Consider the following 8,334-nt stretch of genomic DNA (forward strand, 5'->3'; position numbering starts at 1 on the left):
GCAGTGTGTGCCGATCTCGTCATGGCGGATGCGCGAATCAGGCCCTATCCGCGAGGAAATCATGGATTACGTTAGCCGTCGTCACTTCCTGGCTCCCGAGCCGTTGTTGCGGGAAGCTGCGTCGGATCCGACCGGTTCGTTGAACGCGCCTCCTCTCGCGCAGTCGTCCGCGGTGCCGGCACCTCGTGACGTCGAACCCAGCCTGTTGTCGCTCGTCGTGCCGTTCTACGACGAGGAAGAAACCATCGACATATTTTTTGGCACGGTGATTCCCGTGCTCGAAGCGATTGATGGCACGCACTTCGAGATCGTCTGCGTCAACGACGGCAGCCGCGACGACACGCTGCATCAATTGATCGCCATGTCCAAACGCGACCCGCGTATCCGCGTGGTGGACCTGACGCGTAACTTCGGCAAAGAGGCCGCATTGTCCGCCGGCCTCGATGAAGCGCGCGGCGCGATCGTGATTCCTTTCGACGCCGATTTGCAGGACCCGCCGAAAGTGATCCCGTTGCTCGTCGAGAAATGGCGCGAAGGCTATGACGTAGTCGTGGCTAAACGGATCAACCGTTTGACCGATTCACTGCTCAAGCGCCAGACCGCCGCACTCTTTTACCGCATGCACAACGCGGTGTGCGACACCAAGATTCCCGCCAATGTCGGTGATTTCCGCCTGATCAGCCGCGAGGTGGTCGACGCACTCAAGCGCCTGCCCGAAACGCGCCGTTTCATGAAGGGCCTGTTCGCCTGGGTCGGCTACCGCACGGCCGTGGTGGAATACGTTCGCGAGCCGCGCGTTGCCGGCACGTCGAAGTTCTCGGGCTGGAAACTGTGGAACTTCGCGCTCGAAGGCTTTACGAGTTTTAGTACCTTGCCATTGCGCGTGTGGACCTACGTGGGTTCTTTCGTCGCGCTAGGCGCCTTTCTCTATGCGTCGTTTCTGATCATACGAACGCTGATTCAAGGTGTCGCCGTGCCGGGCTATGCGTCGTTGCTGTCGGCCGTATTGCTGCTCGGTGGCGTGCAACTGATCGGCATCGGCGTACTCGGTGAGTATATTGGCCGCATCTATTACGAATCGAAGAACCGGCCGGTCTATCTGGTGCGCAACCGCTATCCGGTCAGCGGATCAAACGATGCCTGATCTGCGGACCGCCCTGCGCTTCGTCGTCTACGCGGGAGTCGGCGCCGTCGGCACCGCGGCGCAATATGCGGTGCTGATTGCCGGTGTCCGCACAGGACTCGCCACCCCCGTGGTCGGTTCGATGACGGGCGCTTGCGTGGGGGCCGTCGTCAACTACTGGCTCAACCACCGCATCACGTTTCGCGCTCAAACCGGGCATCTGCAGGCACTGCCGCGATTCGCCGCGATTGCAGTGCTCGGCGTCGCGGCAAACGGCGCGCTGATGAAGCTTTTCACCGGCGCCCTGAATCTGGATTATCTGCTCGCCCAGCTGGCCGCCACGGGCCTCGTGCTCGGGATGACCTATTTGCTCAATTCCGCGTGGACCTTCAAGGCGCGTCATCCGCGATCGCCTTTAAGGAACTCCACCTAACCGGCCAGCCCGATCGGCCCGTCGAACATGACGGACATCGACGACGTGCTACCCGCTCAGACGCTAAAGGTGCCGCATATGGAGAATTCACTCGCGTCCACGCCGTACTATGAATCCAGGGTCGATTACGCGGCGATCGTGCTGCCCGTGCTGATCTGGATCATCGCGATGATCGTGGTCAATCCGACCGGCAACTTTCCGCTCGAAGACGACTGGTCTTATTCGCTCGCGGTCCGTCACCTGGTGGAAACCGGCGAGTTCCGCCCGCATGGCTGGACCTCCATGTCGTTGCTTGGGGAGACCTTGTGGGGCGCCCTGTTTGCCCTTCCAGCGGGATTCTCGTTCTTTGCGTTGCGGGTCTCCACGCTCGTGGCCGGCGCCCTTGGGCTCGCCGGCTTCGCGACGCTATTGCAGCAAGCCGGTTGCGAAAGCCGCAAGACTGTCCTCGCGACGATCGTGCTTGGTTTCAATCCGATCTACTTCGTGCTCGCCGCCACCTTCATGACCGATGTGGCATTCACGGCAACCTGCATATTCTCGGCACTATTCTTCTGGCGCTATCTGCACAAACGCCACACCGGCCTGCTGGTCGTCGCGAGCCTGTTTGCGCTGTGGTCCGTGTCGATCCGCCAGCTCGGCCTGTTTTTGCCGCTGGCGATGCTGCTCACGCTCTTTGCCGAGCGCCGCAAGCAGCCACGAGCCATCCTCGTTGCGGTAGGCGCCGTGCTCGCAAGTGTTGCCTTGCTGAAGGGGCTCAGTGTCTGGCTGGACCTCCGCCATGCGACGCCGCCGGTGTACCTGGACAAGGTGCCGCTCATGAACATGATCTTGCCGCCGGGTCCGATCACGGCTGCGGCGATCGAGCATCGGCTCGGCGTCGCTTCGTGGTTCATCCGCGCGGCGTTCGAGCAGCTTGGCTGGGCGCTCTTCCCATTGCTCGCGTGGCGCCTGCCGGCGCTCGCGCGCGAGTACTTGCGCTATCCGTGGGGTAAGCTCGTCCTGCTCGGCGCGACGCTGGGAGGAGCCGCGTGGATCGTCGCGCAAACCTCGACCCATCACCTGATGCCGTTCAATACGTGGACCACGATTCATGCGAGCGGGGTGGGTCCGATCTGGCAGTGGGACGCCAAGTACGGTCTCGACGTGGCCCCGCTGCCCTCCTGGTTCTGGCTGTTCGTAACCTGTGCCGGCATGGCCGGAGCGGTGATCCTGCTGCTCGATCTGGCACTGGTCGCGGCCGGCATTGTGGCCTCGCACCGTGCAAGGCGCGCCGACGCAACGACCAGCTTGCATATCTTCCTGCTGTTAGCCACCTGCATCTATCTCGCACCTTGCGTACTGATCGCGTTTTACGATCGTTACATGTTGCCTGTCGTGTTTCCGTTGATCGCACTCGTCGTTCTCGGTCACCCCGCGGCAAATTCCACGCGCTTAGGCGCGCGAGGTTCGGAGCCCGCTGCACGTCCATGGATCACCCTGCTGGTGCAAGCACTGGGGGTTTTCACCCTGGTGATCACATCCGTATTCGCGGTAGCGGGAACGCACGATTACCTCGCCTGGAACCGCGCTAAATGGATGCTGATCGACACGCTGCTGCAACGCGGTGTGCCGGTCGACAAGATCGACGGCGGCTACGAATTCAACGGACTGTATCTCTACTATCCGGCCTTCGACGTTTCGGCGCCGCATCTGACGAGCTGGTGGGTTCGCGACCCGCAGTATGTGATCCAGTTCATGCCGCGGCCAGGGTACCGGGAGATCGACAGCGCCGACGCACATGGCTGGCTGCCGCCTTTGCAAACGCGGATCGTGACATTGCAGCGCGAAACGCCTTGAAGACGTGGAGACCTAACAGGTGTAGGGGTTCGAGTCCCCTTCCTCGCACCGCCTGGCGGCTATTCGACATCGCCGAAAGAGCGTTTCGTGCTGGCCACACGCGGGACCAACAGATTGCCCGTGCCTGCCAGCCGCGCCAGATAGCGCCGGTAGACCGAAGCCAGCACCGGTTCGACGTACAACGCAATCAGGCCCGCCAGCAGCACCATTGCCGCCATGACGCACACTCGCGCATCGATGGCGAGCCTGAAGTGCGTCTCGAGAAAGCTGATGAGCAGATATCCCATGTTCTGATGCAGCAGATAGAGCGGATAGCTGGTTTTGCCCAGTACGGAGAAAATCGAAGAAAGGCGCGTACTGCGCGTACTTCTCACGCAAACGGCAAACACCGCAACGCCGACAAGCAGTATCGCCGCGCCTGTGAGCAAGCCGACCGGAACGTCGTTGACCAGCTTCGCAATCCGGTTGGCCTCTTCGTAGCAGCGGAACGAGCCGTTGCACAGCGCGACCACAAACGCGACGGCGATTCCCCAGCTTAGGGTCTTCTTCGCCAGCATCAGATACAGCAGCATGCCGATCGCGAAGAACGACGCGTAATGATCAAGCGGATATTGCGCGCCGGCCGACCCGTAGAGGTCGACCCCGAAGATCTGGCTGCCCACAATGCCGATTGCGTCATACGCCAGCAGCAGCAACGCAATGCGCAGGATGTTCTTTTCGATGTTGACGAAACAGGCGCAAAGAAAGATCACCGCATAGAAAACGATCTCCATGCGCAATGACCAGTAGGACCAGTCCGCGCCGTTCGTGAAGGCAAGCGGCAGCACGAAGATCGACGCAAAGTAGCTTTGCAGCGTAGGCCGATGCCCGAACAGCAAGCCGGCTGCCACCGAGATCGTCGCACACACCAGCAGACATGGCCCGAGCCTCACGAGGCGTCCGATCAGGAAATCGACAGGACGCCGATTGATCGCCGATGCGACGATGATGAAGCCGCTGATCGCGAAGAACACCTCGACCGAAAACGAGAAGTACCGGATGGGAAAGCCGCTGAGTGCTGCCCCGGCGACGTGATTGCCGCGCGGTCCGAAATAGTAGTAATGCCACACCATCGTCAGAAACGCCAGGGTGAAGCGAAGCGCTTCGAGATAATCGATCTTCTTGCCAGGAGGGTTCATGGTGACATCCAGTTGTACGCTGGGCGGCAAACCTGGCGCAGACCGGCCAGGCGGCAACGCCGGCCCGCTTGCCGGATATGTGCCAGTTGCGTGCCGGTCATTCACCGGCCTCGACCGCCTTCACACCCATGCTCATGCCGCGCTCGTTCGCCTCGCCGGCGTTGCTTTCCGTCGTACGGCGGCGCGCGCGGCTGCTCAACCTGTCCTTGAGACGCAGAAACGGCAGTTCGATCAATCCATAGCTCAAGGAAGCCGCGGCGAACGCCGCCAGCACGCACCACGGGAAGCGCAGCGCGACGGGAGAAGTCGTATCGAGGAATAGCTGCTGCCACAGATACAAGCTGAAGGAAATCGTGCCGACGAAGACGAACGCACGCATCTGCAGCATCCGCGCCAACCAGAAGTCCCGCTTCAGGTAGAGCGCGCCGATCACGATACCGGCGAGTGCGGACTCGACCGTGCGTCCATACGAGGCGACCCAGTAGCCGCCCGCCTTATGTTCGATGACGGGAATCACGAAGAACAGCACCGCCGCAAGCGCCGTCAGGATCAGCGAGCTGCCCGGGCGCTCGTTGAGAATCCGGGCGAAGCGCTCCTTGTTGAGCGCAACATAGCAGCCCATCAGAATGGGATCGATGCCGGTATGCAGCATCATTTCCAGTTGCGCGCGCAACGAAGGCGTGGCGAAGTACGAGGACATCCTGATCAGCGGCACGACCAGAATCAATGCCATCAGCAGACGCGTGTCCTTGCGATGCAGGATCAACAGCAGGAGCGGCGGCCAGAACCAGTAGAACTGCTCTTCGAGCGCAAGCGTCCAGAAATGGCCGAGATACCAGACGCCTTCCGGATGCACGCTATTCGTCGGTCCCAGACCCAGCAACTCCGAGTAGTTCCATAAATGCAACGCGGCGTAGCCAAGCTGGTGGTAGTCGACGTCGATCAGGCCGCACGCGGAAAACGCCGCGATGGTCAACAGATACGCATAGAACGCGGGCCAGATACGCAAGGCCCGGCGCATGTAGAAAGCCCCGAAGCGTAGCGCGCCGGTGCGCCGCCACTCGGACTGCAACAAGTCCGTAATCAGGAACCCGCTCAGGACGAAGAAGATGAGCACACCGAGACCGCCATTGGCGAACAGCCGCAGCGGCGCAAGCCATCCGCTATATCCGCCGGCGATCATATGCTCGGCGTGCGCGACCACCACCATCATCACGGCAACGCAGCGCAGGCCGGTAAGCGCTTCTATCCGATGAGACATCGATCATCTACCTGACTAGGAGGGGAACGGACATTCCGTCCTCCGAATCTAGCTGCGTAGTGATCTGCTGTCTGTGCGCCGTAACACGAATGTCACTGCCTGACGCGTCTGCTGGGCGTCGGCGCCGCCGGCCGCAGGAATGCGCCCGGTAGAACATAACCGCTGCGGGAAACGCCGTATGTGGTCTGGCGTACCTCGAGTACCGTCAGGCGGGTGCGCGTGAACATGCGCGAAAGCGCTTCAAAACGGTTTCGCGCCTCTCGCGCTGGCAGACACCGGCGCCACGACGCCTGCCACTTCGTGCGGCCGCCTGGCTCGCACAGCGGCAATCAGCTTGAACGTCGACACCGAACCCGCCACGGCAAGCAGCATGGGGATCAGAAAGTCATGGCTCACGCGAGTGAATTCGAGCACCAGCACCACGGCGGTGAGCGGCATCTGCATCGACGCGGCCAGGAAAGCCGCTGCACCGATGATCGCAAAACCTCCGAACGAGGTGGCCGGCCAGAACAGATTCCAGACTCCGCCCAGCACGATGGCCAGCAGTGCGCCATTGGCGAGGCCCGGTGTCAGCAGGCCGCCTTCCGCGCCGGCGCGCAAGCTGCTCGTGGTGATGAGCACCTTCAGCACCAGAAGAATGCCGGCGAGTCCGATGGTCAGATGGCTGTCGAAGGCGAGACCTGCCGGCCCTTTGCCATTGCCCGGCAATTGCGGAAAGTACACGGCGAGCACGCCGATAACCGCAAAGTTGATCACTGACAGAACCGGCAGACGCCAATCCCTGGGCGCGTCCGCGCGGGCGCGTGTGGCCAGTTGCGTGAAGCCCCATGCCGCAAGGCCGAAGAGCGGACCGCACAGCGCAGCCCACACGACGAGCGGCGTAGTCAGCATCAATTGCGGCACGGCATATTGATGCTCGTTACCGAGGCCCACCCACGCGACGACGGCGCCAATCGCCGAGGTCGTCACGGCCGGCACCAACGCCGCCCAGCCAAACGTGCCCAGCAATACTTCGAGCACGAACACGGCGCCGCCGAGCGGCACGTTGTACACGGCCGCAAGACCCGCCCCCGCGCCGCACGCCACCATGATGCGGCGTTCGGCAACCGTCAGCCCCGCACGATGCGCGAGCCACCCGGCCCATACCGACCCGATCTCGCGCGGCGCCACTTCGCGCCCGAGCGGCGAACCCAGCGCAACCGTGACGATCTGCAGCAATGCATGCACGACCGTGCTCACCACAGGCATACGTGGATCGTCCGAGCTGACTGCCTTCTTGATGCTCACGAGCGGGCGCCCGAAGCGATACAGTGCCCACCAGCCAAGCCCCGCAACCAAGCCGCACACGGTGAGCGCGAGAATGCGCCGCTCGGGCGCCGCTGCGGAGACGCCCTCCAGAAAACTCTCGCTGCTGATCAGGTGCGCTTCGCTGTAGCCGAAGGCCAGGTGCTGGATCCAGTGCAGCAGCAAGGCCAGCGACATGCCGCCCAGCCCCGCGCCGATGCCGGTGAGCAGTGTGACGACTGCAAGCACCGCGAGCGGGCTTTGCGCGCGCGACGTGGTTTGACTAGGTTCAGGTTGAGCGGCCATGATGAACGAGGAAGCGAAAGACCAATTCGGTGGATGCCGCTATCGTATGTCCGCTCGCATCATGAGGCAAATTGATTTTTCTGATCCACTGATGCGCTTTGTGACTTAATCGGTAAATTGTCCACATCGAACCGACTCTGTCATCAATTCTCACAACGAAATGGCATTATTAAATCAACCGGACAAGAAGCTTTCTCGTTTATTACATTTAACTAACAACTCCGTTTCCGATTCCGGCCAGAACCCTTTCAGCTTAGGGACTACTACTGAGAAAGCGCATTTCAAGCATGCAGACGCTTAACGGTGAGCGTACACTCGCTGCGAGCCCGCTCCACGGGGCGTGCGGGTCGCCTGGCGGCCCGCCGTAAGGCACGGGTTGTTCGGAGACTTGGAGAAAAAACAGATGAGTTGGACTCGAGAACAGAAAAACGTCACCATCGCGGCGTACCTGGGATGGACACTGGATGCGTTCGATTTCTTTCTAATGGTGTTCATCCTGAAAGATATCGCGACCGAATTCGGCACCGATGTCAAATCGGTCGCATTCGGGATTATGTTGACGTTGGCGATGCGCCCGGTCGGCGCGCTCATTTTCGGCTGGCTGGCGGACAAATTCGGCCGCCGTCCGACCTTGATGGTCAACATCGCCTGTTATTCGCTGCTTGAATTGCTGTCCGGCTTTTCGCCGAACCTGACCACCCTGCTGGTGCTGCGCGCCCTGTTCGGCATTGCCATGGGCGGCGAATGGGGCGTCGGCGGCGCGCTGACGATGGAAACCGTGCCGGCCAGGTCGCGCGGCATCGTCTCCGGCCTGCTGCAAGCCGGCTACCCGAGCGGCTACCTGCTTGCTTCGGTGGTGTTCGGCGTGCTGTACCAGTACATCGGCTGGCGCGGCATGTTCATGATCGGCGTG

General features: G+C 61.6%; 7 protein-coding genes. 4 read left to right on the forward strand and 3 right to left on the reverse strand.

Annotation, left to right across the window (positions count from 1 at the left end; all coding sequences use genetic code 11):
* The first annotated feature begins 61 nt into the window (after positions 1–61).
* The 3 genes from VGH41_RS13260 to VGH41_RS13270 are packed head-to-tail and all read left to right on the forward strand — an operon-like array spanning position 62 to position 3,392.
* Positions 62–1,144 (forward strand): glycosyltransferase family 2 protein, encoded by a 1,083-nt coding sequence (locus VGH41_RS13260; RefSeq protein ID WP_331597903.1) that lies wholly within the window; start codon positions 62–64, stop codon positions 1,142–1,144.
* Complete coding sequence (locus VGH41_RS13265; RefSeq protein WP_331597904.1) at positions 1,137–1,556, forward strand: GtrA family protein; 420 nt, start codon at positions 1,137–1,139, stop codon at positions 1,554–1,556. Before VGH41_RS13260 ends, VGH41_RS13265 begins: the two co-directional genes overlap by 8 nt.
* 27 nt (positions 1,557–1,583) lie before the next feature.
* Positions 1,584–3,392 (forward strand): hypothetical protein, encoded by a 1,809-nt coding sequence (locus VGH41_RS13270; RefSeq protein ID WP_331597905.1) that lies wholly within the window; start codon positions 1,584–1,586, stop codon positions 3,390–3,392.
* A 59-nt stretch (positions 3,393–3,451) separates the two neighbouring features.
* Here the strand turns inward: VGH41_RS13270 and VGH41_RS13275 are convergent, their stop codons facing one another.
* From VGH41_RS13275 to VGH41_RS13285, 3 genes are all read right to left on the reverse strand, one after another.
* Positions 3,452–4,570, reverse strand: a complete 1,119-nt coding sequence (locus VGH41_RS13275) for an acyltransferase (protein ID WP_331597906.1) — start codon at positions 4,568–4,570, stop codon at positions 3,452–3,454.
* Between the two features lie 97 nt (positions 4,571–4,667).
* Positions 4,668–5,831 (reverse strand): acyltransferase, encoded by a 1,164-nt coding sequence (locus tag VGH41_RS13280; RefSeq protein ID WP_331597907.1) that lies wholly within the window; start codon positions 5,829–5,831, stop codon positions 4,668–4,670.
* A 240-nt stretch (positions 5,832–6,071) separates the two neighbouring features.
* Complete coding sequence (locus tag VGH41_RS13285; RefSeq protein WP_331597908.1) at positions 6,072–7,421, reverse strand: chloride channel protein; 1,350 nt, start codon at positions 7,419–7,421, stop codon at positions 6,072–6,074.
* A gap of 403 nt (positions 7,422–7,824) precedes the next feature.
* Between VGH41_RS13285 and VGH41_RS13290 the strand changes: the two genes are divergently transcribed.
* Positions 7,825–8,334: MFS transporter (locus tag VGH41_RS13290; protein ID WP_331597909.1), on the forward strand; the 510-nt coding region annotated here is incomplete at its 3' end.

This window comes from Paraburkholderia sp. (assembly GCF_036488795.1).
Taxonomy (GTDB): domain Bacteria; phylum Pseudomonadota; class Gammaproteobacteria; order Burkholderiales; family Burkholderiaceae; genus Paraburkholderia.

Excerpts from the sequence above, each read along its gene's own strand:
- VGH41_RS13280 (WP_331597907.1), bottom strand. The coding sequence starts at position 5,831 with ATGTCTCATCGGATAGAAGCGCTTACCGGCCTGCGCTGCGTTGCCGTG.
- VGH41_RS13270 (WP_331597905.1), top strand. The coding sequence starts at position 1,584 with ATGACGGACATCGACGACGTGCTACCCGCTCAGACGCTAAAGGTGCCG.
- VGH41_RS13265 (WP_331597904.1), top strand. The coding sequence starts at position 1,137 with ATGCCTGATCTGCGGACCGCCCTGCGCTTCGTCGTCTACGCGGGAGTC.
- VGH41_RS13285 (WP_331597908.1), bottom strand. The coding sequence starts at position 7,421 with ATGGCCGCTCAACCTGAACCTAGTCAAACCACGTCGCGCGCGCAAAGC.
- VGH41_RS13260 (WP_331597903.1), top strand. The coding sequence starts at position 62 with ATGGATTACGTTAGCCGTCGTCACTTCCTGGCTCCCGAGCCGTTGTTG.
- VGH41_RS13275 (WP_331597906.1), bottom strand. The coding sequence starts at position 4,570 with ATGAACCCTCCTGGCAAGAAGATCGATTATCTCGAAGCGCTTCGCTTC.